The organism is Desulfoluna spongiiphila (assembly GCF_900101345.1).
Lineage (GTDB): Bacteria > Desulfobacterota > Desulfobacteria > Desulfobacterales > Desulfolunaceae > Desulfoluna > Desulfoluna spongiiphila.
On record NZ_FMUX01000037.1, the window covers coordinates 1 to 23,248 of the forward strand.

The window sequence follows — 23,248 nt, forward strand, 5'->3', positions numbered from 1 at the left end:
CGATTTGACTGAAAAGGCTGGAATGACGTACCATTGATATGCTCCTTGTTTGGCGAGGTCTTTGTTTGCAAACTTAACCATGCCTTATAAGGAGCATCTTTTCAAATTCTCACCGGTTTACTTCCGGTCAAATCCTATTTTGGACAACAGTGTTACAAAAAGTTTAACAAACAGGCGTTTAATTTTTTTGAATGAACTTTGCCTTAAAGGCGAATGTGATTTTCCCTGAGGAACGAAGGGGAAAGCGCATTCGCAACCTGCTTTCGAGGTGGCACACCTCGCCGCCGGAGGCATCGCTTTTGTTTTTTCTGAGCCTTTGACCCTGTGGTTCATGCGACTTTAACCATAGAAGGTCGCTTTTTAGAGCTCCGGCGCGCCTTTGGGGACGAGGCAGACGAAGGTCAATGGGGCGGTGCCGGTGTTTCGGATCTGGTGGGGGACGCCGCCGGGGACAAAGGCCACGGAGCCTTTTGCAACGGGTGTCCAGGTGCCGTTGGCCAGGATCTCGCCCTGGCCTTCGTGGAAGAAGATCTCGTGTTCCCAGTCATGGGTGTGGCTGGGGGTGTGGCCTTCGGGGGCCAGTTCGAAAAGGCGCATGCAGAAGTTTTCGGCCCCTGTCTCCCGGCCGATGAGAATGCGTCCGGTAACGCCTCGGGCCGGGCCGCCGTCAAAGGTTTTGCTCTCTTTTTCCTGGGCCTTGAATACCTGGGTTTCCATTGTCTTCTCCTTAAAAATAGCGGGTCTTTTATCTGACGCTGTGGGGCTGCGCGGGGTCTTTGGGGGTGCGGTACGCAGCCGGTACCAAAGGCCTTTTATATCACAGGATGGGGGGCGTTGGAAAAGGGGCTTGGGCGGCAGGGAGCACAAAGAGCAGGGGACAAACAAAAAAGCCCCCGAATCCGCAGGATTCGGGGGCTGTATCGTCATGTTGGAGCGGGAAACGAGATTTGAACTCGCGACGTCAACCTTGGCAAGGTTGCACTCTACCACTGAGTTATTCCCGCTCAGCACGGGAGAGTTTATACCCCCATCCATCCTGCAGAGTCAACCCAAAAATGAAAAAACAGCCCTGTTTTTTTTGGGGCCTGCGGTCCGGGTACCCGGTGGCCGGATTTTATCACCGAAGCGTTGGGGAGAGGGGGCTGTCAGGGCATCCTTTTTCAGGGTGTCGATTTCATCGATCCAAGGTCCATATAAGGGAGGGCTGTGGTGGGTGGGCGGAGCCGCACGAAGGGGTACGGGTCGGGAGCTGTTTATGCCGGGGTACCAAATGCTCAAGAGGGCCTTCATTGGCGGAGGAGAGGCGCAATGGCGGTGGAATGTTGCTGTGGATAACCGGGTGCAATTACGCTATTTTTGCCGTGGTGGTCACTTTTTTGGAGAAAAAGCGCAGCTTTTGGTTGACACCACCGGCAAATTTCTTTAAACCTTCTCTCGTTTGGTGAGCCCAGGTAGCTCAGTCGGTAGAGCAGGGGACTGAAAATCCCCGTGTCGGTGGTTCGATTCCGCCCCTGGGCACCACCTGACAACCTTTTTAGGTTGCGGGGGTGTAGTTCAGTTTGGTTAGAACGCCAGCCTGTCACGCTGGAGGCCGCGAGTTCGAGTCTCGTCACTCCCGCCACAAACCTGAAAGAGAAAAGAAATTCTTGCGTCCCCATCGTCTAGCCTGGTCCAGGACACCGGCCTTTCACGCCGGCGACAGGGGTTCAAATCCCCTTGGGGACGCCACATTTCTCTTCTTTTTAGGTTTTTTTTTGCGTAAAAATCCTGAAAAGACCTCACTTCACCCATATGATGTGCCGGTTTCGCCCCATTTGGGCGGTGCCACCATGGCCGTCGTATTCATATATAGTATGCTCTGTTTTTGCAGTGCATATCCGGTTTCACAGGCCGGGTCCGCGTCTTCCAAACGCCATAACTCTCTCCTGAACCAAAGCACGCAAGGGTTTCGTCGCCCACGCGTGTGGCACTGTTTTGTCTGGGCGCGGGCCTGCCTGTGAATTCTCCGGAACCTCTACTCTTTCCTGATTCATCTCCTCTTTTGTACCTGATTTCTCCCCGAAAAACTGTCTTCTATGGTCAACGTTGAATGGACCGCAGAGGACACAGAGAAAAAACAAAAAGATGCCTCCGGCGGCGAGGTGTGCCACCTCGAAAGCAGGTTACGAATGCGCTTTCCCCTTCGTTCTTCAGGGAAAATCACATTCGCTATTGATTTAGATTAAACCGAATCTGTTTTTAAAACCTGTTTATTAAACCCGTCGTTATACGGTCAGGCAAACGTTTAGCCCCCGGCAGGGCCGCCGGAGGCACCCCTTCCCCCTATGCTCTGCTCTGGAAAAAGTCGGTCATGGCCCGGTACAGGTAAAAGGCGTCTTCGCACCCGGCGGTTTCCCGGATGGAGTGCATGGCCAGCATGGGGACCCCGATGTCCAGGGTCGGAATGCCGGTGGCTGCGGCCGTCAAGGGGCCGATCGTGCTGCCGCAGGGCATGTCGTTTCGCATGGCAAAGGCCTGCACCGGGACCCCGGTTCGCCTGCAGATCTCCCTGAAATAAGCTGCGGTGGTGCTTGAGGTGGCGTAGCGCTGGCTGGCGTTGTATTTGATCACCGGCCCCTGGTTTAGGCGGGGGCTGTGGCCGGGGTCGTATTTTTGCGGGTGCGCCGGATGGAGGGCGTGGGCGTTGTCCGAGGAGACCATCAGGGACCGGGCCGATGCCATGGCCCGCTCTTGCGGGTCCGGGATCAGCCGCTCAAGGACCTGTACCAGAAAGTTTCCGCCCGCCCCGGCCGGGGTGTGGCTTCCCACTTCTTCATGATCATTGAACACCACAAGGCTCGGCGCCTCCTCTGCCGCTCCCACCAGGGCGTGGGCCAGGGTGAAGCAGGAGAGGAGGTTGTCGATGCGGGCTCCGGTGATAAGCTCCCGGTTCCATCCGAGGTAGGCCGGGGCCTGGGCGTCGTAGAGGGAGAGCTCGTACTCCAGAATGGAGCCGCTGTCCACGACGATCTCCATGGCCGCCAGCTCCTTTTGCAGCAGGGAGCGAAGGTCTGCCGGGAGCTCTCCGGGCAGGGCCGTCAGGGGGGGGAGCTCCGTCTGGGGGTTGACCCGCCTTTGCTTGTTGGCTTCGCGGTCCAGGTGGATGGCCAGGTTGGGAATGATCGCCACCGGGCGTTTCAGGTCGATGAGGGTGTGTTCCACCCGGGGGCTCTTCTCTCCGTCCCGTGTGGTGCTCACCCGGCCTGCCAGGGAGAGGTCCCGGTCAAACCAGGTGGTGAGCAGGGGGCTTCCGTACACCTCCACCCCCAGGCGGGTGCCGCCGACGTGTTCCATATCGGGCACGGGCTTTACCTTCAGGCAGGGGCTGTCCGTATGGGCACCGGCCATGGAGAGGCCTGTGTCGCAAAAGGGGCTTTGCCCTGTGGTGAAGGCGATGAGGGACGAGTCGTTTCGGGTGACCACGTAGCGGCCCCCGGGTTTAAGGTTCCATCTCCGGGCTTCGTGGAGACGCTCGAACCCCTCCTTTTCAAAGAGGCTTACCAGCAAGGCCACGGCATGGAAGGGGGTGGGAGACTCGCCGATAAAGTGGAGGAGTTCGTCGTTAAACTGGAGCTTGTTCATGTCGGGGTCCTTTTTTGCCCATGGGCGTGAGGTGATTTTACAAAAGTGTACCACCGCCGGGGCAAAGCTGTCGAGCCCCCGGGTTATGGACGGTCCCGGGGTTCGCGCTCGGCGGGGACCTCAATGCGCAGGCGCGTGCCCGTTCCCACCGAGGAGGTGAGCTTCATGCTGCCTTTAAGGAGGCTGACGCGCTCTTCCATGCTGCGGACCCCCATCCGTTTTTCGTTGACCGCCTCGGTGAGGCGCTCTTTGACGGGGAAGCCCCTGCCGTTGTCCTCCACCTTTAAAATGAGGCAGGGGTGGGACGCGGTGAGGCGAATGGTGACCCGGGTGGCGTCTGCGTGCTTGCGAACGTTGGAGAGGGCCTCCTGGACCAGGCGGTAGAGGTTGATCTGGGTGTCAAAGGAGAGCCTGAGTTCCTGGACCCCTGCGGTGACGAGGTCAATGGGCAGGTTGAAGTGGGTGGTCTGCTCCTCGCAGTAGCGCCTGATGGCGGTGATGAGGCCCAGCTGCTCAAGCTCCGGGGGCTGCAGGTTGTAGGCCAGGCCTCGGATGCTCTCAATGGAGTCGCGCAGGATCCGTGAGAGTGCCCGGGTTTTTTCCTGAAGGACCGGGTTTTTCTCGGAAAGCCCGTCCAGGAGGGTGTCCCAGCCGATTTTGAGGGTGGCCAGGTTCTGGGCCACGTTGTCATGGAGGTCCCGGGCGATGCGCTGGCGCTCGTTTTCCTGGGCCTTGATGAGCTCCTGGGAGAGGGTGCGGATCTGCCGCTCCGCCGCCTTGAGTTCGGTGATGTTGGTGATCACCACAAAGCTTCCCCGGTTGGTGCCCTCTTTGTCCACAAGGGGCTCCGGGGAGATCTGGATGTGAAGGGTGTTGCCCGAGGCGGTGGCAAGGCGGGCTTCGTAGGAGGTCCGGTCTCCCCGGGTCTGGCCGTCCTGCTTGGCCCCTGCAAGGGGCGGGGGTTCCGGGGACATCACGGAGGAGCCCTTCTGGCCCATGAGGGTGTCACGGCTGTACCCCGTCATGGCGCAGAGGCAGTCGTTGATGTAGGTGAATCGGCCCTCGGCGTTGAAGATGGCCAGCCCTTCGTTCATGTTTTCCACCAGGAGCCGGTAGTGGGTTTCGGCCTTGGCCAGGGCCGCCTCGGTGGCGATGCGCTCGTTGATTTCCCCTTTGAGGCGGATGTTGATGTGCTCAAGCTCTTCGGTGCGTTCCCTGACCCGCTCTTCTAAGCGTTTGCGGGACTCTTCCAGGAGGGCCTCCCCCTCTTTTCTCTGGGTGATGTCCCGGGCGATGATGAGGATCATCTCCCGCTCCTCGATGTGGAGCATGGAGGCGTGGAGTTCCAGGTGGATGTCCCGGTACCCTTTCAGGATGACCTTTTCGAGCTCGCAGGGCCCGGACCGGCCGCAGATGAGGGTCTCGCGCAGCATGCGCTCCACCTGGAGCAGGTTGTTTCCCCTGAGGACCTTGAATTCATGGGGGCGTTTGTGCTTGACCCCCTTGGTGGTCCTGCCCACGAGTTCAAGGGCCGCCCGGTTGACCCGGCTGACCTTGCCGGTGGGGTCGGTGAGGATGTAAGCGTCCGGGGCGTACTTGAAGGTGTTTTTAAATTCCCTTTCCGATTGGGAGAGCCGCCGCATGATCTTTTCGCGCTCGTGGATCTCCCTCCTGAGCTCCCGGTTGGAGTGCTTGACCTCCTGGAAGAGGAGGTAGTCCCGGATAAAGGTGGTGGCCACGGTCCTTGAAATCACGCCGCCCAGCAGGAACAGGCCGATGAGGTGCATGTTTTCAAGGAGAAAAGGGCTCAGGGAGCCCTGTGTGATCCGCACCGAGGCCAACAGGCAGGTAAAGGTCCAGACAAAGGAGAGGATCAGGGGGCCGGGGGGAAGGATCAGGGCGGTGCAGAGGCCGAAGATGGTGAGGTAAAACCGGGTGATTCCCCCCACGGAAGCATATTCGATGCCCGCCACCACCGAGAGAGCTCCCCCTAAGCTGCAGATGGTCATTCCCAGCAAAAAAGGGGCGTGCCATCCCTTTTTCTTGGGGTCGATGCGTCGGTGGATCAGCAGCAGGGTCAGGGAGGTGGCGATGATCACCGCCCCCATGGCAAGGAAGAGGCTGTGGTGGGCCGGGGGACCTAACCTTCGGGCCATGATGGCACGAAAGGAGGAGAGCCCGGTGGTGGCCACGACCACCGTGGCAAACATGAGGTTGAGCCGGCGGGCGTTGGTGAGGCGCACGTGGGTGTTGAAATCCGTCTTCATGGCTTCAGGGATCGGTGCCCAGTGGCGCTGAAACCCTGCAAAGGCTGCGGAAAGGGGCTTCATGCCTTACTCCATGGGTTTGAAGAGGTGGGGCTGGCCGTAGATTCGGGATTTTTCCACATAGATCTCAGCCGAAGCGCGGATCACCTCCAGCACCTCCTCGGAGAGGGTTTTCTTGACGGTCCCCGGCATCCCCGCCACCAGAGAGAAGGGGGGAATCACCGTATTTTCCAGGACAACGGATCCTGCGGCGATGATGGAGCCTGTTCCCACACGGGCCCCGTTCATCACCACCGCGCCCATGCCGATGAGGCAGCGCGATTCGATGGTGCAGCCGTGGAGTATGGCCCGGTGGCCCACCGTGACCTCTTCTCCGATGGAAAGGGGGCGGCCCGGATCCACGTGGAGCATGGAGAGGTCCTGGATGTTGGTGCGGGCGCCGATGGTGACGGCGTCGCCGTCTCCCCGGATGACGGTGTTGAACCAGACGGAGGTCTCTTCGGCCAGGGTGACGTGCCCAGCCACCACCGAGCCTGCCAAATGGACCGCAGAGGTGTGGCAACAGGGGCTGTGCTCTTTCAGGCTGTAGAGGGGCATGGGGCTCTCCTTGCCGGAAGAGGCGGCTCGGAACCGTCGGAGTTGCACGGGCCGGGGCCTCGGGTGTTGACGCCGGCCCGGGGTGATGAGAAGGTGAGCCGAAGCAGTAAAAATCGCAGGCCAGTGACGTGTACAGGGAACAGGTAGTCATGCCGTAAAGGCCGATTCTTTAAGGCATAAGTCATAATGCATTTTAACTTGTTTTACAACAGTATTGGAGGATTATGGGGCGGTCAGTGCTTGGTGAGTCAAAAAAGGAAGTCATGGCGTCCGTTGAACTTCCCGAGTTGTTTGCCGGGGTCCTTGTGAAACGCTACAAGCGTTTTCTCGTGGATGTCCGCATGGAGGACGGCACCCTGGTGACCGCCCATTGCAACAACACCGGCTCCATGAAGGGGTGCGCCGAGCCCGGCTCCCGGGTCTGGCTCAGTTACCACGACAACCCTAAGCGAAAGCACGCCTACTCCTGGGAGCTGGTGGAAGCCGGAGACTGCCTGGTGGGCATCAACACCCTGCTCCCCAACCTCCTGGTCTCCCGCGCCATCGAGGCAGGGGCCGTGCCCGCGCTGCGGGGCTACGACGCCCTTCGCCGGGAGGTCACCGTTGCCAAGGGGACGCGTCTGGACATGGTCCTTTACAAAGAGGGCACGCCCCCCTGCAACGTGGAGGTGAAAAACTGCACCCTGGTGCGGGACGGGGTGGCCGCCTTTCCCGATGCGGTGACGGAGAGGGGAAAAAAACATCTTTTGACCCTGGCCGATCTCAAGGCCAAGGGCGAGCGCAGCGTGATCTTCTTTTTTATTCAACGCCCGGATGCCCTGAGCTTTACACCGGCTGACGATATCGATTCCGCCTACGGCAAGGCCCTGAGGGAGGTGGCGGCCAAGGGGGTGGAGATTGAGGCGTGGCGGGCCCGGGTGAGTGAAACCCGCGTGAGCCTGGAGTGCTCCCTGCCCGTGAGCCTTTAGCCCGGATATTTCATGAGAAAACGGGCTGGATGCGATAATGAAAAATTATTACAAGCGCTTATTGATAGAAAGTTAGATGTTTTAAAAATACAAAATGTAATTGTAACTATTCAGCTTGCCTCCGGCGGGTCGCTTTTTTGAAAAAAAGCTCCGCAAAAAACGTTTCTAATGTGGAAAAGTGGAAATTATTTCGACGGAGCCTGGAAAGGCTTGCTTAAGACCTGTTTGTCAAACGTTTTAAAAGTTTGGCCCCCGGCAGGGCCGCCGGAGGATTGTTTGAGCTGAATAGTTACATGTAATTCACGGTTTTCTGTTCGATTTTCTCACCCTTCGGGCGAGCCGAGTGCACCCATCTTCTGCGTTATCAGAGCCTTGAGGTAAACCACTGCATCTGCAGCTCTGATGCCTTGAATATGGGTGCACTCGACGCGTGAAATATCCGGGTTAGGGGCGGTTTGTTTTTTCCCTTGACAGGTCCCATGGGAACCAAATACTTTGTGTGCAAACCATATGGACGCGCCTTCCGCTCCCGAAAAACCGTGTATTTCTGTTTGATGTTCCCATAAAGGGTGGAATCAACGGGGTTTTTCGGCTGTGAAGCGGGGCGGTTCTTCCCTGGCCGGCCGCTGTGGAAACTTATAGTTCGTATACGAATAATGGGCGGCCATATCCGCACCGGGCCCCTTGCCGAAGCAAGGCCCGGTGTTCCATGAACCGACAGGACCTGTTTGGCGCTGAAGACAACGCCCGACGCAGAGGGGGACCCATGAGAGACCCGATATACGAACCGATCCGCATCAACGGGCTGGAGCTGAAAAACCGCATCTGCCTTCCCGCCATGCACCTGGGCATGTGCGAAGATTTTCTGGTGAGCGATCGCCTTGTGGCATTTTATGCCGAACGGGCCAAGGGGGGGGCCGGGCTCATCGTGGTGGGCAACGCCACCGTGGATGAACGCTCCGGCAACTCCATGTACATCGGGGCCCATCTGGATGCCCACCTTCCCGGGCTCACCCGGCTGGCCGCCGCCATCAACGGCAACGGGGCCTGCTCCGCCGTGCAGCTCAACCATGCGGGGCGCTACAGCCACTCCCTGCTCATGGGGGGAAAGAGCCCGGTGGCCCCGTCGGCCATTGCCTCCAGGATGACGGGGGAGGAGCCCGAAGCCCTGACCCTGAAGGGGATCCGCGGGGTGGTGACCTCCTTTGCCGACGCGGCGGCCCGTGTAAAGCAGGCGGGGTTCAATGCGGTGGAGATCCTGGCCGGAACCGGCTACCTTCTCAGCGAGTTCCTCTCGCCCCTGACCAATACCCGTGACGATGCTTACGGAGGTTCCCTTGAAAACCGCATGCGCCTGGGCCTTGAGATCGTTGCGGCCATTCGCGGGCGGGTGGGTGCCGATTTTCCCGTGATGGTGCGTCTGGACAACAACGATTTCATGGAAGGAGGGACCCCCAGGGAGGAACTTGAGACCTATGCGGTGCGGCTGGTGGAAGCGGGGGCAGATGCCCTGTGCGTCAAGGGGGGATGGCATGAGGCCCGGGTTCCCCAGCTGACCCCCAATGTGCCCCGGGGCATGTACGGGTACCTTGCCCGCAATGTCAAAGAGAAGGTCCGGGTGCCCGTCATCGCCAGTCATCGCATCAACGACCCGGCCGTTGCCCGTGAGCTCATCGACGAGGGGTGTTGCGACATGGTGGCCATGGGCCGAAGCCTCATTGCCGACCCTTATCTCCCTGAAAAGGCCCGCACCGGTCGGGAGCAGGAGATCCTTCACTGCATCGCCTGTGCCCAGGGATGCTTTGACAACCTGTTCAAGCTCAAGCACGTGGAGTGCCTCTGCAACCCCAGGGCCGGTCACGAATGGGAAACGGCCCCCCTCAAGGCGGCCACGCCCCGCCGGGTGATGGTCATCGGCGGTGGCGCTGCCGGGATGAGCGCGGCCCTTGCGGCCCACGAAAAGGGGCACGCGGTGACCCTCTATGAAAAAAGCCCGCGCCTGGGCGGGCAGCTTCACCTGGCCGCGGCCCCTCCGGGGCGCCGGGAGTTTCTGTCCCTTGCCACGGATCTTGGGAACCAGCTGGCGGCCACCGACATCCGTCTGGTCTTGAACACCGCCGTGGATGAGACGATCCTTGCCAAGGAAAACCCGGACCATGTTGTCCTGGCCACCGGGGCCGAGCCCCTGACGCCCCCCATTCCCGGGGTGGGCAGCCCCCATGTGGTGCAGGCCTGGGATGTCCTGGCCGGCACGGCCCGGACCGGTAAAAAGGTGGTGATCATCGGCGGAGGCGCCGTGGGGGTGGAAACAGCCCTTTTCCTCGCCGAAAAGGGCACCCTTTCTGCCGAGGCCGTGAAGTGCCTGCTGGTCAACGGTGGGGAGTCGCCGGAGACCCTGAGGGCCCTGGCCTCCAGAGGGTCCAAGGAGGTGGTCCTCATTGAGATGGGAGATCGCGTGGGGCGGGATATCGGAAAGAGCACGCGATGGGGAATGCTCCAGGAGATGGGGCGGAGCCGCGTCACCGTGCGGACAGGCGCCCGGGCCCTTGCCATCACCGACGAGGGGGTGCGCGTTCAGTGTGGGGAAGAGATCAAAATTCTTGTTGCAGACACCGTGGTGCTGGCCTCAGGCGCCGTTCCCGTCAACCCCTTTGCCGGGGTGCTGGAGGCAAAGGGGATTGCCTGTTCCGTGGTGGGAGATGCCAGGGGGATAGCCCTGGCCTTTGATGCTGTGCACCAGGGCTTTGCCGCCGGTCGGGCCGTAGACTGATTCGTTTGGATAAGAAAAAAAGTCGTGTTCGGCTCTTATGCCTCCGGCGGCTAAACTTGTAAAAAAGTTTAATAAGCAGGTTTTAAAAACAGATTCGGTTTCATCTGAAGTAATAGCGAATGTGATTTTCCCTGAGGGACGAAGGGGAAAGCGCATGCGCAACCTGCTTTCGAGGTGGCACACCTCGCCGCCGGAGGCCTCGCTTTGGTTTTTTCCTGAGCCCTCTGTGGTCCATTCAACGGTTATGAAAATACGGGGCGTGGGCTCCTGGAGCCGTTGCAGGGGCAGGCGAAAGCCGTCGTGGTAGGGGAGCTATGAAGGGAGAGGGCAGGTCAACACGGCCTTGCCACCCTTTTGCATCACGTCAGGTGCTGTATGAATGGGCCCGACCCTGGCGTGCTTTTATCTCGTGTCGAAGCCCATTGACCTGTTCGGGGTGGCCGCTTTGAAGACGGTCCGGGGCAGATGTCCCGGGCCGAGTGGTGTTGCGTGCGGACGGGTGCCGCCCTGTGTCCGGGCGGGCATGCCGTGCTAGGCGACCTTGTTGTATCTACCCGAGCGGAAGAGTTCCAGCAGGTGAAGGTAATACTCCCTGGGGACCCGGTGGTTGCGGAGCCGCTCGCAAAAGAGGTCCTCCATCTCCGACTTGGTGACCCGCAGGTCGTCGTCGGTGTAGAGGTCCAGAAGGGCTTCGAGCTCCTCTTTTTCGGGTACGCCGCGCATCAGGGTGTAGGGCGAGATGCCCAGGGCTTCCGCGATTTCAGCGATGCGATTGATGGAGACACCCACGTGGCCGTTTTCCAGTTTGGCCACATACGAGCGAGAGGTGCCGATCACCTCAGAAAAGTCCTTTTGGTCATGGCCTTCCAGTTTGCGCCAGAATTGCATGGCTTTGCCGATGGACTTTACAACCTGTTTCCCTTTGCCTGAGTCATGTTCCATGGTGTTTTATCCCCCTTGTGAGTAAAAAATCCATAACGTCTGCCATAATTTTCCACTCGTATGAAAATCTGGGTAAAAAACGGATATAAAAAAATATTTTCCCCATTTCAATAGTGAAATTATTGTTTTTTCTTTGACCCGTGGTCAGCAATAGCCCCTGCTCGCTTATACTTACTGTCATAGTGCCCATTTAGGGCGAGTTGCCGGAGGGGGATCGGAACGATGTTTTTTTTACCACCAGTATAGTTTTCGAGTAAAAAAGGGGGCGCATCGCACGTTTTGTGAGTGATGGTACCTCAGGGCTGTCTCTGAATGCTTGAAAGCCGTGTTTTTATTCCCTGTCCGTGCCTTTGGGCGGCGCGTGGCGGGTGTAGGTTTGTCTCCAATCTATACCGTAATGGTGGGGTAAAAGGGGCGGAAATATCCGGGGTGCAAGGGGCTGATAGGTAGACATTCCCGCACCGTTGCGCGGGAGATGCGGGGGTCAGGGGTGGTGAGGGGGCCGGGTGGTGACCGTAAGGATCAAGGCACAGGCGCCCAAAGAGATGCCGGCGCTCATGAGAAAGAGGTGCACCCCGTAGCGGTCGTAGAGCCAGCCGTTGATGAGAAAGCCTGCCATGAGGCCCAGGCCGTAGGAGACGCCGTTGTTGGCCACCTGGGCCACGGTGCGGTTGCCGGGGGTGGAGAGCCGGTCTGTATAAAGGATGCAGGCGATGTGGAACAGGGCGTAGGTTGCGGCGTGGAAGAGCTGGGAGAGGAGAATGGCCCCGGGGGAGGTGAAGGCAAAGAGCATCAGCCATCTTACGGAGGCCAGAAGGCAGGCGAGCCAGAGGGCTCGCTCAATGGCAAGGTGCTTAAATATCCGGGAGGAGGCCATCATCACGGCCAGCTCGGACAGGGTGGCCAGGGCCCAGGCCAGTCCGATGAACCCGGGGCCGTATCCGGTTTGCTCCAGGTGAATGGAGAAGAAGCCGTAGTAGGTGCCGTGACCGGCCAGCATGAGAAAGTTGGCCAACAGAAAGCCAAGGGTCCGTCGGTTGCACAGGTTTCGGATCTCCGAGGGGCCGCTGCCGCGGCGGGGGGAGAGGTCCCTGGGCAGCGCAAGGGACCAGAGGGCCAGCAGAAGGGAGGCCAGCAGGATAAGGGGGGGCACAAGACGGGTGGAGGTGGTTTCAATCAGGGTACCCATGGCCATCACCACCCCGATGAAGCTCAGGGAGCCCCAGGCCCGGATGCGTCCGTAGGTGTTCGGGTCTGCCCCGGGACGGTTCAGGGCTTCCATGGTGAAGGCTTCCAGAAAGGGGATGACCGGGCCGAAGAAGAGGGCATAGATCACGGTGACGGCCAGCATGGGGAGAAAGGCGTCGGTGAGGAGGTAGCCCCCGAAGGCCACGGCGCTGAGAAAGGCGGTGAGGATGAAGACGGGTCGCCTCAGGGCCAGCCGGTCGGCCAGGGCTCCCCAGAGGATGGCAAAAAGGACCATGACCACGGTGCGGATGGAGTTTAAGGCCCCGATCTCAAAGCCGGACAGGCCGATGTTGTGGCAGAAGAGGTTGAAGTAGGGCAGGAAGATTCCCATCATGCCGAAGTAGAGGAAATAGTGGGCCGAGAGGATGGCTGAAGGGTGGCGGGTGCCGTAAGGGATTGTGCTTATGTTGCGAGGGGTTGGGCCCATCTTTCCTTTACATCAATCCGGGGAACGTGGTATTTATTAAAAACGGTGCCCGTGGCGAGATGACCTGAAAAACGGGGGATAATGCCCCCAACGGTCGCTGACGGCGTTGCCGTGGCCCGGCAGTTCTGCCGGCAACTCCCAGAAAAACGGATCACGCGTTTTTATCTTCCTCTTCCTTCTCGAGCGTTATAGCACACCCTCCTGACAATGCACACCATACACCATGTAAAATCCTCCCCCGCGGAGGCTTGATTCCCCGGGGTGGTACCCACAATCCGCAGGGCGTTTTCCCCTGTGTTTGACTTCGGAGGCGACCATGACCATGAATGAACTCTCCAGCGGGACCCTGGCTCCTGAGGAGATTCCGGACGAACTCTCGATTCTTCCCGTGTATGATGTCTCCCTGTTTCCCAAGATGGTGCTGCCCCTCCAGGCAACGGAAGGGGCGGCCTCCGACCTGGTGGAGGACGCCATGCAGGGCAACCGGATCATCGGGTTGCTCCTGTCCAAGAAGGAGAGCCCCGAAGGGCGCCATGAGCCGTCGGAGCTCCACAGCGTGGGCACGGTGGCCATGATCCTCAAGATGGCCCGGGAAGAGGACGGCAAGATCCAGATGATGGTCCAGGGCATGGGGCGCTTCGGCACCCGCGCCTACGTGCAGGAGCAGCCCTTTCTCCGCGCAGGGGTAGAGCTGATCCCCGATACCGGCATGGCAGAAAAAGAGGCCGGGGCCATGGCGGCCAACCTTCTGGCCCAGTACCAGAAGGTGGTCAAGCTCACCCCGTCCCTGCCCCAGGAGCTGGGGGAGATGGCCCGCTCCATCCCGGATCCCGGCACCCTGGCGGACATGATCACCTCCACCATCAACGTGAGCCTGGAGGAGAAACAGGCGGTGCTGGAGCTGGCCCGGGTCAAGGACCGTTTGAAAAAAGTCACGGAGCTGGTGAACTACCAGCTGGAAATTCTGGAGATCGGCTCGCGGATCCAGACCCAGGTCAAAGAGGACATGAGCAACAAGCAGAAGGAGTTCTACCTGCGCCAGCAGATCAAAGCCATGCAGGAAGAGCTGGGGGAAGAGGGGGAGAACGCCGCCGAGGTGTCCGAGTACCGGGCCCGCATCGAGGCGGCGAACATGCCCGAAGAGGCAAAGAAAGAGGCGGAAAGGGAGCTCCTGCGCCTGGCGCGCATGCACCCCTCGTCATCGGAATACACCGTGGCCATCACCTACCTGGAGTGGGTAACCTCCCTGCCGTGGCAGAAAGAGACCGCGGACAACCTCGATATCGTCCGGGCGAAAAAGGTGCTGGATGACGACCATTTCGGGCTCACCAAGCCCAAGAAGCGCATCATTGAGTACCTGGCCGTCCGAAAGCTCACCCAGGCCTCCAAGGGGCCCATCCTCTGTTTTGCAGGGCCTCCGGGCACGGGCAAGACCTCCCTGGGACGCTCCGTGGCCCGGGCCATGGGGCGGGAGTTTATCCGCATCGCCGTGGGAGGGATCAGGGACGAGGCCGAGATACGGGGGCACCGGCGGACCTACGTGGGGGCCCTGCCCGGCCGGATCATCCAGGGGCTCCGTCGCGTGGGGTCCCGGAACCCCGTGGTGGTCCTGGACGAGGTGGACAAGATCGGCAGCAGTTTCCAGGGAGACCCTTCATCGGCCCTTCTGGAGGTGCTGGACCCCGAACAGAACAACACCTTCACCGACCACTATCTGGACGTGGCCTTCGATCTTTCCCATGTGATGTTCATTACCACGGCCAACGTGCTCCACACGGTCCCGCCGGCCCTCCTTGATCGCATGGAGGTGCTGGAGCTTCCCGGCTACACCGACGATGAGAAGATCAAGATCGCAAACCGCTACCTCATTCCCAAGCAGCGACGAGCCCATGGCCTTTCCTCGGGGAATTTTTCCCTGACCAAGGGGGCGGTGAAAAAGATCATTTCCGGCTACACCCGGGAGGCGGGCCTTCGGAACCTGGAGCGGGAGGTGGCCGGGGTCTGCAGGGGAGTCGCCACCCTCATTGCCCAGGAGGAGGCCGAGAAGGTGGCCGTCAACGTGGTCACCGTCCCCAAATTCCTGGGACCTGAAAAATACAGCCACGACGTCAACGACCGCATCAGCGTGCCCGGCGTGGTCATGGGCCTTGCCTGGACCCCGGCCGGAGGGGAGATCCTCTACATCGAGGTGACGGCCATGAAGGGCAACAAGGGGCTCAACCTCACCGGCCAGATGGGCAGCGTCATGAAGGAGTCGGTGAGCACGGCCCTCTCCTTTGTCAGGAGCAACAGCCGCGGCCTGGGCATCGACGACGAGGTCTTCAAGGGCATCGACCTGCATGTGCATGTGCCCGCCGGCGCCATCCCCAAGGACGGCCCGTCTGCAGGGGTGGCCATGATGACGGCCCTGGTCTCCCTGCTCATCAACCGGGTGGTGCGGAAGAACCTGGCCATGACCGGTGAGATCACCTTACGGGGCAAGGTGCTGCCCGTGGGCGGGGTGAAGGAGAAGGTGCTGGCCGCCCATCGGGTGGGCGTCAAAACCGTGATCCTGCCCCACCAGAACGAAAAAGACCTGGCGGAGCTGCCCAAAAAGGTGCTCAAGGCCCTGACCATCCACCTGGTGTCCGACATGGTGGAGGTCCTGGAGCTCTCCATCGACCGTCGCTCTGCGGAAGAACGGCGCGCGGCTCAAAAAAGGGTCTCCCGGGATCGGCGCTATACCGAAGGGGACCGCCGAAGGCCGGCCATGGCAACGCCCATGCGCGGGAAGAAATCCTGAGCCGTCCCTCTGCCCGGTTCCCACGGTTTGAGATCAGCCGCCAATTGCCATGATTTCCGCACTCTGCTACATAGGTGGCATGAAACCTCTTGCCCCCACATGGCGTGCGGCGATTCGAGCCCAGTCGCCGGCACGCCGCCTTGTTTTATCCTTTATGGCCATGATCGCATTCGGCGCCTTGCTGCTGATGCTTCCCGCTTCGTCCAGGTCGGGCTCCCTGCCCTTTGTGGACGCCCTGTTTACCGCCACCTCGGCGGGCTGTGTCACCGGTCTTTCGGTGCTGGACGTGGCCGAAACCCTGACCCTCTTCGGCCAGGGCGTGCTCCTGGCACTGATCCAGCTGGGGGGCCTCGGCATCATGACCATTTCCACCCTGTTGATTTTGGGTGCCCGGGGCCGCGTGGGCTTTGCCGGGAACCTCATTATCCAGGACAGCTTTACCCACAGCGGCAAAAAGAGCCCCGCGGACATCCTGCGGGCGGTGATCCGGGTGACCGTGGTCATTGAGCTCCTGGGGGCTTTTTTGCTTTTTTGCCGTTTTTATCCCGTCTCCCCAACCCTGCCCCGCGCCCTGTGGCTCTCCGTGTTTCACAGCATCAGCGCTTTTTGCAACGCGGGCTTTGCTCTCTACCCCGACAGCCTCACCCGCTTTCGGGGAGATGTTTTGGTCAATGGCACCATCTCGTTTCTGATCATCGCAGGGGGCTTGGGCTTTCTGGTGATCTCCGAACTCCAGGGCAAGGTGCGTCCCGGAACGTGGCGCTGGGAGCGGCTCAGCCTGCATACCCGCCTGGTGGTCACCGCCTCGGCTTTTCTGCTCCTTGCCGGAACCCTGATGACCCTGCTTCTGGAATGGCGCAACACCCTGGCCTCCCTGCCGATGCATGAAAAATTTCTGGCCGCGTTTTTCCAGTCCGTGACCCTTCGCACCGCCGGGTTCAATACCCTGGATTTCGGGGCCATGGCCAACGGCACCCTGTTTCTGGCCCTGATCTTCATGTTCATCGGTGCCTCTCCGGGCTCCTGCGGCGGCGGGGTGAAGACCACCACCGCGGCCACCCTTTTTCTCATGGGCCGGAGCCGCCTCAAAGGCGCCGCCCACGTCTCCGCCTTTTCCCGGACCATCCCCGCCAAAAGCGTTGAAAAAGCCACCCACCTCATGATGATGTCCTTTGCCGTGGTGATCCTGGGCACCCTGGTGCTTCTCTCCAGTGAGATGGGAAGCCTGGCCCATACCCAGAGCCGGGGACGGTTCCTTGAACTCCTCTTTGAGAGCGTCAGCGCTTTCGGCACCGTGGGCCTCTCCATGGGCGTCACCCCCACCCTCTCCACCCTGGGGCGCTTCTGCGTCACCCTCCTCATGTTCGTCGGCCGCCTGGGCCCCATGGCCATCGCCGTGGCCCTCAGCCGCGACATCGCCCCCCCCCATCGCTGGGCCGAAGAAGACATCATGATCGGGTAAAAAAGCAAAAGCGTGCCTCTTATGGTCAAGATCGCCTGTAAAAGCCTGCCTCCGGCGGCGAGGTGAGCCACCTCGAAAGCTTATTACCCTTGCGCTTTGGCCCTCGTTCCTCGGGACAAAGCGCAAGGGGCTTCGACTTGGGCTTCGCCCGACTTAAATGCTTATGGTTTGGTAACTATTCGGCTCATGTTTGCCTCCGGCGGCCCTGCCGGGGGGCAAACTTTTGAAAAGTTTGATAAACAGGTCTTACAAACGACGTGGACCTTCCCGAAAGTATTCGACGAGCCGACGGCTTCAAGATCAACGGACATGCATCGCCTTCTGCCGCCCAGCCCTGACGGGGCTGGGCGGTAGAAGGCGATGCAATCGGAAAGTTTTTGCGGAGCTTTTTTCAAAAAGCGACCCGCCGGAGGCAACTGAATAGTTACATGGTTTGTTTGATCTTGAAACGTATCCTGGCACGCCAAGGCCTTGGAGCCTGTCGGCAGAACCGCCGCTAGTTGCATCGGGCGAAGCCCGTCAGGGAATGCGATCGGCCTGAGGGACGAAGGCCGGGAGCATTCGCGAACCTGGTTATCCCCTGGCCGCCGGAGGCAGGCTTTTCCCTTCTTGTACCATCTGCACGGCCATGCGGTGGGTGGGGAGATCCCAGGCCATCTCGGCTGCGGTTTCCAGGCAGTGTTGTTCCAGGGCCATGGCGATGAGGGGGTGGTCTTTGGCGCAGGGGCCGGGGAAGTCGGCGAGGACGGAGATCTCCAGGAAGGATGGGAGGGTGCGTCGGTATTGCACGGTGAGGGCCTCGGGGGCCCAGTGGGTTTTGGTAAAGCGGTCTGTGAGGCTTTTTTCAAGGGCCGACGGGATGGTGGTGGCGGCCTCGTTTCGGTGGCACGGGTCCAGGCGGAATCGGGCCTCCAGGCGGAAACCGTGGGAGAGGTTGGTGGGGGACAGGGCCAGGAATTCCGCCGGGGGGATCCGGCGGGTGGCGCCGCCCAAAAGGCGAAGGTCCACCACATCGGGGCTCTGCACCGTGACCTCGGCGTGGGTGGTGTCTGCCAGCAGGACCCAGTCCCCGATCTGGGTGGGGAACCAGGGCTCGTCGGGGTGCCAGGGCCGGGACCGCAGGTCAAAGAGGTCCTTCAGGGGCAGGCGCAGGAGGCCGCCCTGGAGTGCCTGGTTTTCCAGCTCCGAGTAGAGGTTGATGCTGGTGACCTTGTACGGGACCCCCTGGTAGAGCAGGCGCTCACCTTCGCGGACAGCCCCCAGGTTGAGGAGCATGCGGACCTGTCCCCATACCTTGGGGATGGCCTCCTTGGAGGTCCAGACCAGGCCGAAGACAAGGATCAGCAGGATGGAGAGCAGGACCCAGTCACTCACCAGGTAGAGGGAGCCCATGGTCAAAAGAAGGGCGGTGGTGATGGTGACGAGCATGTAGCTTAAGTCAAAGATCCGTGCGTAGACGGTCTGGGCCTTTCCGTAGAGGCGACTTCGGGTCTCAATGACGGATCGCAGCTTGCCCATGGCAAACAGGGTTCCGAAGAGGACCACCAGGGCCATGAGGAGGTTGCGGCCCCGGCTCTTGAAGAAGAGGCGGGTGACATCTTGGAAAGAGCCCGACAGGGTGCGCTTGTTCGCCTCTTTTTCTTCCAGCTTCAGTTCGGCCAGCCCTTTAAGGGAGGTGAGCTCCTGTTCGCGGTGCTGCCACTTGGAGGACAGGGTGTCAAGCTGAAGGGCCAGGGCCGGGGAGAGGCCGGGGCTGGCCTGCAGGACGGCGATATTCTCCATGGCTTTGGAAATCCGGGAGAGCTCTTCGTCGTATCCTTCCAGGGTGCTTCGGAGCCCCTGGATCTCCCGGGGACGGGAGGTCATGTCCTTGATCTCCATGATCAGGGGAGCAAGGAGCTCTTTGAGTTCGGTGTTCCACTCAAAAGAACTGACGGCTCCCCCCGGGGGCGTTGCGGATTTTTCCACGCCGGTGGCAAGCTGTTCAAACCCCTCTTCCAGGGCGGTGAGCCGGGCGGTGAGCCGCGTGATGCGGGCGCGGTAGCGATCCTCTTTGCCCAGGGCTTCTGGGCTGGCCAGGGCACTCTGGGCCTCTGCCACCTCGCGTTTCACCTGTTCTATGGTGACGAGGAGTCGTGAGAGCTGGTCGACTTTGCGGTCGGCGTTTTCCATGGCGGCTGGAGCCGGGACCTCGGCTTTAAGGGGGGCGGCCAGGAGAAGGCACATCCCTGCCAGGAGGAGTGAGAGAACAGACACGATCGGACGTCGGATGGCGCTTGCCATGGGGCCTCCCTGGGTAGAGGATGAAAGGGGCTGAAGGGGTGTGGGCAGGTCTCTGACGGGTTGTGCCCGCACATCCACGCGCCCGAAATCATGTATGCCATTGTACGCTCAAAAGTCAAGAAGCGCTATTCCTGAGATACTCCTTTGAAATCGTGAAAAAAACACGAGGTGCTGAGTTGAGCTTCCGCTGTTTTTTTCTTTACAATTGCTTTACAATAATAAAATATATTTGGTTTGTAAAAAGCCAGGTTGTCTGATTGCATTCGCTCCGGGCGGGGCGTGGCCTGCCTTTACAGTTCAAATGGCAAGGCAAGGTCTGAATGGGTCGCAGTATCGGCTTTTTACATGTTTTTCAACCGCGACAACGGGGCCCCGTCGGTCCCTACTATAAAGGAGAAAAAGAGAGACCATGTCTGACTTTGATCGCGCACTCAAAATCGGTCGTCCACCCACAGTAGAAAAACTTTTTCCCAACTCCAGGGCCCTTCTGGTCAGTGGCAAGTATATTGACCGTGCCATGCGAAAGAAGGGCGGTGCCATGACCATTGCGGCCAACGGGCGCAGCCACCTGGTGATCCGTGGCGTTCTTGCCGCGGCCCAGCGCGCCGATGCCGCCATCATCATCGAGATCGCCAAGTCCGAAGGCGGGGCCAACGCCTATTGCCCCACCAGCCTCTGGAACATGGCCCGCCAGGTGGATGCGGTGATGAACGAGCTGGGGGTTACCGTCCCTGTTGCCATCCACACCGACCACTACGCCATCAAGACCCAGGCCGATGTGGAAGCGGGCAAGGTGGAGATTCCCTCCTTCTTTGATGCAGGGGTGACCTCCATTGCCATCGATGCCTCCCACCAGCCCGATGACGAGAACCTTCTGGCCAACATTGCCATCAACCCCTTCATCCCCGAGTGGGCCGGTCTTGAGACCGAGGTCGGGGAGATCAAGGGCACCGAAGGTCTCTCCTCTCCGGAGGAGGCGCTGTTCCTGATCCAGGGGCTCAACGCCCACAACATCCACGCCGACTGGATCGCCCTAAACAACGGCACCACCCACGGGATCGAAGCCAGCGGCTCCGGCATCAACGTGGAGCTGACCGAAGAGATCCACAATGCCCTGGCTCCTTACGGCGTCTCCGGTGCCCAGCACGGTACCAGCGGCAACGACTCCGATCGCCTGCGAGCCATCGCCGAAAAGACCACCACCACCAAAGCCAACGTGGCCACCGCCCTTCAGCTTCTCTCCTGGGGCATGGAGGTCAATGAGTTCGGCAACGCGGTGATGGACGAAAACGGGGACCTGATCAAGATCAAGGGAGAGGGCCTCACCGAGGAACTCTGGGTTGAGATGAAGGCCTACGCCGATGAAAAGGGGATCAAGGGCAGCAACTTCAAGAAGCTGAACCTTCCCTTTGAGAACAAGATCCTCGGCCAGTCCCGGGAGGTCCGTGAGCGCATGACCAAGCGCGTGGAAGAGTTTACCTACACCCTGCTCACCGAAGTCTTCAACGCCGGTGGCACTGGGGCCCTGTGTATTCAGGACATCCTTGAAACAGGCACCTACAACCCCGGACCCAAGTCCGAGGTCAAAGAGGACAAAGCAGAGTGGACCGAAGAGAAGATCCGGGCCAAAGCCGCTTTGATCTGCGGTGACAAAGGGCCGGAAGGCGACTTTGACGAGTAAGCACCCTCGAATCAGCCGATGACCCACGCCGTTTGGGGTGGGGTATCACGTGTTTCAGGCGACCCGATGTCATGTCGGGTCGCCTTTTTCTTTTGTTGCAACTATTCAGCTCAAAAAAAGCCTCCGGCACACAAGGTGTGCCACCTTGAAAGCGGGTTACGAATGCGCTTTGCCCCTCGTTCCTCGGGTCAAATCACATCCGTGTTTGTGTTGGCGCAAACTTAAATATGGTATTAAAACCTGTTTGTTAAATCCGTCGTTAGAGCGCCAAGCAAAGCTTGGCGCATCTTGCAGGGTGTAAGTCCCTGCCGGGAAAGGTCTAACCCGCCACCCGTATCGAGTGTTGCGCCTGTTGCGGAGCTTGGAACGTCAAGCGAACAAGACAGGTGAAGCGTACACAGAGAATTGTGCAGGCCGTAGGGAGTTCGCAGCTCCTGAGAGTTGGTACAGCTTCGAAATGAAAGTCGAGATCGACGAGGGCTTTAACGCGCACCGAAGTCAATACAGAAGCATCCGTATCGTGGTGAGGATGTGGAGGGTCTCCGGAGTCATCAGACTGTGGCATGTACAAAGAGATGCGTTCAAGAACTTGGGAGACCCACCTCAGTTCCTGCAAAGCAGGTAGGCGTAGAGTACTTTGAAGAGGAAAAGCGCTGATGACGGGGCGGGAGTCGGATCATTTCATAGTACTCAGAGATTGGGAGAGCCAATTACAAGGGGAAGGGAATGACGGAAGTACGTAGCCCGCAAAGGCAACTGATGCCCGACAAAGCAGATCGGGGTAACCATGAGCCAACCTTCCTGCGGGGAATAGCAAACAAGGCAAAACGAAGACCGGACTATCGATTCAAGGATCTGTCCCGCTGTCTTGACAAGCCTCTTCTGGTCTATTGCTTTCGAAAGTTGAATCGAAAGTCAGCACCGGGGGTGGATAAAGTCACCGTGGAAGAATACGGGAAGAATTTAGATGCAAATCTGAATGATTTGATAGGCAGATTAAAACGGGAGAGTTACAAGGCTAAGTTGGTCCGGAGGAAACACATCCCGAAGGCTCCAGGAAAGACTCGTCCGCTGGGAATACCGGCGATTGAAGACAAACTGGTGCAGACAGCGGTATCGGCTTTGTTAAGTGCGATCTATGAACAAGCGTTTTATCCTTTCAGTTATGGATACCGTCCCAACCGTGGCGGTAGAGATGCTGTGGATGATTTGACCGTGAGGATGCAGTTCGGACGATTCGGATATGTTGTAGAGGCCGATATCAAGGGTTTCTTTAATCATCTTGATCATGACGTACTGCTGAAAATGGTGGCGCATAGGGTCGATGACAAACGTTTCATAAGGCTGATAAACAAATGGCTGAAGGCTGGCATACTGGAAGAAGATCAGAGCATACAGTATCCAGAGGAGGGGACGCCTCAAGGCGGCAGTATTTCGCCCGTTTTGGCAAATATTTATCTTCACTATGTCGTTGACGATTGGTTTCAGAGAGTGGTGAAACCTAGGTGCCAGGGAGATGCAGTGCTGTGTCGATACGCAGATGATTTTGTCTGTGGTTTTCAATATCAGCGCGATGCAGTGCGGTTTTACAACGTGTTACCGAAAAGACTCGGTAAGTTTAACCTGCAAGTGGCAGAAGACAAGACGAATATCTTGCGCTTTAGTCGATTTGCTCCTGGGCTGAAGAATCGTTTTACGTTTTTGGGGTTTGAGTTTTACTGGAGTACGGACAAGAAGGGGAAATCCCGGCTGTTTAAGCGTACTTCAAGAAAGAAACTCAAAATTGTGAAAGCTGCCCTGAAAGAGTATGTCAAGAAACACCGACACATGAAAATACCGTTGTTGATAAACAAGCTCAACCGGAAGCTACAAGGCCACTACAACTATTTTGGTGTGGTGGGTAACCTGTCAGCGCTGCACGTACCGTACAGTTGCGTTGTGAAAGCACTGTACAAATGGCTGAACAGGCGAAGTCAAAGGAAGAGTTTTACTTGGGATAGGTTGAAGAGTCTTTTAAGCGTGATCCAGCTGAAGTACCCGGTGGTGAAATATCAACCGGCAAAACAACAGCGGGTTTGGTGGTAAGGCTCTTATTTTTGCTGACTGCGAAAGCGAGTACAACCGAGGAGCCGGATGAGGGAAAACTTCACGTCCGGATCTGTGTGGGGGGTATTGGGCAACCGGTATTCCTACCACGACT

At 59.2% G+C, this 23,248-nt stretch carries 15 protein-coding genes and 4 tRNA genes; 11 read left to right on the forward strand and 8 right to left on the reverse strand.

Features of this window, described 5'->3' with window-relative positions:
• Window positions 1–360: 360 nt before the first annotated feature.
• Both BLQ12_RS26155 and BLQ12_RS26160 read right to left on the reverse strand, forming a co-directional pair.
• Window positions 361–717 (reverse strand): cupin domain-containing protein, encoded by a 357-nt coding sequence (locus tag BLQ12_RS26155; RefSeq protein ID WP_092215845.1) that lies wholly within the window; start codon window positions 715–717, stop codon window positions 361–363.
• Between the two features lie 212 nt (window positions 718–929).
• A tRNA-Gly gene (locus tag BLQ12_RS26160) sits at window positions 930–1,004 on the reverse strand.
• A 251-nt stretch (window positions 1,005–1,255) separates the two neighbouring features.
• Between BLQ12_RS26160 and BLQ12_RS27620 the strand changes: the two genes are divergently transcribed.
• From BLQ12_RS27620 to BLQ12_RS26180, 4 genes are all read left to right on the forward strand, one after another.
• Window positions 1,256–1,426, forward strand: coding sequence for a hypothetical protein (locus tag BLQ12_RS27620; protein WP_175470077.1), 171 nt, complete (start codon window positions 1,256–1,258; stop codon window positions 1,424–1,426).
• Window positions 1,427–1,445: 19 nt separating this feature from the next.
• Window positions 1,446–1,521 (forward strand) — tRNA-Phe (locus BLQ12_RS26170).
• A gap of 22 nt (window positions 1,522–1,543) precedes the next feature.
• Window positions 1,544–1,621, forward strand: a tRNA-Asp gene (locus BLQ12_RS26175).
• 29 nt (window positions 1,622–1,650) lie between these two features.
• Window positions 1,651–1,728 (forward strand) — tRNA-Glu (locus BLQ12_RS26180).
• A 594-nt stretch (window positions 1,729–2,322) separates the two neighbouring features.
• Here BLQ12_RS26180 and BLQ12_RS26185 read toward each other — a convergent pair.
• The 3 genes from BLQ12_RS26185 to BLQ12_RS26195 form a co-directional block, all read right to left on the reverse strand.
• The gene (locus tag BLQ12_RS26185) at window positions 2,323–3,621 is read right to left on the reverse strand and encodes a M18 family aminopeptidase (RefSeq protein ID WP_092215849.1); all 1,299 of its coding nucleotides are present in this window, start codon (window positions 3,619–3,621) and stop codon (window positions 2,323–2,325) included.
• An 83-nt stretch (window positions 3,622–3,704) separates the two neighbouring features.
• Complete coding sequence (locus BLQ12_RS26190; protein WP_092215851.1) at window positions 3,705–5,951, reverse strand: PAS domain-containing sensor histidine kinase; 2,247 nt, start codon at window positions 5,949–5,951, stop codon at window positions 3,705–3,707.
• Window positions 5,952–5,954: 3 nt separating this feature from the next.
• The gene (locus BLQ12_RS26195; protein WP_092215853.1) at window positions 5,955–6,485 is read right to left on the reverse strand and encodes a gamma carbonic anhydrase family protein; all 531 of its coding nucleotides are present in this window, start codon (window positions 6,483–6,485) and stop codon (window positions 5,955–5,957) included.
• A gap of 263 nt (window positions 6,486–6,748) precedes the next feature.
• Here BLQ12_RS26195 and sfsA point away from each other — a divergent pair, with 263 nt between their 5' ends.
• The 3 genes from sfsA to BLQ12_RS26205 all read left to right on the forward strand — a co-directional run bounded on the left by sfsA (window position 6,749) and on the right by BLQ12_RS26205 (window position 10,223).
• Window positions 6,749–7,453 carry a DNA/RNA nuclease SfsA gene (sfsA, locus tag BLQ12_RS26200; protein ID WP_092215854.1) on the forward strand — a complete coding sequence of 235 codons (705 nt, stop codon included), beginning with the start codon at window positions 6,749–6,751 and terminating at the stop codon, window positions 7,451–7,453.
• Between the two features lie 12 nt (window positions 7,454–7,465).
• Window positions 7,466–7,594, forward strand: coding sequence for a hypothetical protein (locus tag BLQ12_RS28260; protein ID WP_302846813.1), 129 nt, complete (start codon window positions 7,466–7,468; stop codon window positions 7,592–7,594).
• Between the two features lie 625 nt (window positions 7,595–8,219).
• On the forward strand, window positions 8,220–10,223 hold the full coding sequence (locus tag BLQ12_RS26205) for an FAD-dependent oxidoreductase (RefSeq protein ID WP_092215856.1): 2,004 nt from the start codon (window positions 8,220–8,222) through the stop codon (window positions 10,221–10,223).
• A 531-nt stretch (window positions 10,224–10,754) separates the two neighbouring features.
• Here BLQ12_RS26205 and BLQ12_RS26210 read toward each other — a convergent pair.
• Both BLQ12_RS26210 and BLQ12_RS26215 read right to left on the reverse strand, forming a co-directional pair.
• Window positions 10,755–11,165, reverse strand: coding sequence for a helix-turn-helix domain-containing protein (locus BLQ12_RS26210; RefSeq protein ID WP_092215858.1), 411 nt, complete (start codon window positions 11,163–11,165; stop codon window positions 10,755–10,757).
• Window positions 11,166–11,649: 484 nt separating this feature from the next.
• The gene (locus tag BLQ12_RS26215) at window positions 11,650–12,840 is read right to left on the reverse strand and encodes an MFS transporter (protein WP_092215860.1); all 1,191 of its coding nucleotides are present in this window, start codon (window positions 12,838–12,840) and stop codon (window positions 11,650–11,652) included.
• Window positions 12,841–13,156: 316 nt separating this feature from the next.
• Between BLQ12_RS26215 and lon the strand changes: the two genes are divergently transcribed.
• Both lon and BLQ12_RS26225 read left to right on the forward strand, forming a co-directional pair.
• Complete coding sequence (lon, locus tag BLQ12_RS26220) at window positions 13,157–15,622, forward strand: endopeptidase La (RefSeq protein WP_319016589.1); 2,466 nt, start codon at window positions 13,157–13,159, stop codon at window positions 15,620–15,622.
• Window positions 15,623–15,701: 79 nt separating this feature from the next.
• A complete protein-coding gene (locus BLQ12_RS26225) occupies window positions 15,702–17,084 on the forward strand; it encodes a TrkH family potassium uptake protein (RefSeq protein ID WP_175470078.1) in 1,383 nt (460 codons plus the stop codon).
• Between the two features lie 573 nt (window positions 17,085–17,657).
• On the opposite strand, the gene BLQ12_RS26230 is transcribed toward BLQ12_RS26225, so the two are convergent.
• Window positions 17,658–19,367 (reverse strand): hypothetical protein, encoded by a 1,710-nt coding sequence (locus tag BLQ12_RS26230; RefSeq protein ID WP_092215864.1) that lies wholly within the window; start codon window positions 19,365–19,367, stop codon window positions 17,658–17,660.
• A gap of 409 nt (window positions 19,368–19,776) precedes the next feature.
• Here BLQ12_RS26230 and BLQ12_RS26235 point away from each other — a divergent pair, with 409 nt between their 5' ends.
• Together BLQ12_RS26235 and ltrA are read left to right on the forward strand one after the other, a co-directional pair.
• Window positions 19,777–21,048 carry a class II fructose-bisphosphate aldolase gene (locus BLQ12_RS26235; RefSeq protein ID WP_092215866.1) on the forward strand — a complete coding sequence of 424 codons (1,272 nt, stop codon included), beginning with the start codon at window positions 19,777–19,779 and terminating at the stop codon, window positions 21,046–21,048.
• A gap of 726 nt (window positions 21,049–21,774) precedes the next feature.
• Window positions 21,775–23,133: a group II intron reverse transcriptase/maturase gene (ltrA, locus tag BLQ12_RS26240; RefSeq protein WP_217640414.1), complete on the forward strand. Its 1,359-nt coding sequence runs from the start codon at window positions 21,775–21,777 to the stop codon at window positions 23,131–23,133.
• Window positions 23,134–23,248: the final 115 nt, after the last annotated feature.

Bases quoted from the DNA above. Each gene is read 5' to 3' on its own strand.
- BLQ12_RS28260 (WP_302846813.1), top strand. From the start codon at position 7,466: ATGAGAAAACGGGCTGGATGCGATAATGAAAAATTATTACAAGCGCTT.
- BLQ12_RS26205 (WP_092215856.1), top strand. From the start codon at position 8,220: ATGAGAGACCCGATATACGAACCGATCCGCATCAACGGGCTGGAGCTG.
- BLQ12_RS26235 (WP_092215866.1), top strand. From the start codon at position 19,777: ATGTCTGACTTTGATCGCGCACTCAAAATCGGTCGTCCACCCACAGTA.
- sfsA (WP_092215854.1), top strand. From the start codon at position 6,749: ATGGCGTCCGTTGAACTTCCCGAGTTGTTTGCCGGGGTCCTTGTGAAA.
- lon (WP_319016589.1), top strand. From the start codon at position 13,157: ATGACCATGAATGAACTCTCCAGCGGGACCCTGGCTCCTGAGGAGATT.
- BLQ12_RS26185 (WP_092215849.1), bottom strand. From the start codon at position 3,621: ATGAACAAGCTCCAGTTTAACGACGAACTCCTCCACTTTATCGGCGAG.
- BLQ12_RS26190 (WP_092215851.1), bottom strand. From the start codon at position 5,951: ATGAAGCCCCTTTCCGCAGCCTTTGCAGGGTTTCAGCGCCACTGGGCA.
- BLQ12_RS26195 (WP_092215853.1), bottom strand. From the start codon at position 6,485: ATGCCCCTCTACAGCCTGAAAGAGCACAGCCCCTGTTGCCACACCTCT.
- BLQ12_RS26210 (WP_092215858.1), bottom strand. From the start codon at position 11,165: ATGGAACATGACTCAGGCAAAGGGAAACAGGTTGTAAAGTCCATCGGC.
- BLQ12_RS27620 (WP_175470077.1), top strand. From the start codon at position 1,256: ATGCCGGGGTACCAAATGCTCAAGAGGGCCTTCATTGGCGGAGGAGAG.
- ltrA (WP_217640414.1), top strand. From the start codon at position 21,775: ATGACGGAAGTACGTAGCCCGCAAAGGCAACTGATGCCCGACAAAGCA.
- BLQ12_RS26215 (WP_092215860.1), bottom strand. From the start codon at position 12,840: ATGGGCCCAACCCCTCGCAACATAAGCACAATCCCTTACGGCACCCGC.
- BLQ12_RS26225 (WP_175470078.1), top strand. From the start codon at position 15,702: ATGAAACCTCTTGCCCCCACATGGCGTGCGGCGATTCGAGCCCAGTCG.
- BLQ12_RS26230 (WP_092215864.1), bottom strand. From the start codon at position 19,367: ATGGCAAGCGCCATCCGACGTCCGATCGTGTCTGTTCTCTCACTCCTC.
- BLQ12_RS26155 (WP_092215845.1), bottom strand. From the start codon at position 717: ATGGAAACCCAGGTATTCAAGGCCCAGGAAAAAGAGAGCAAAACCTTT.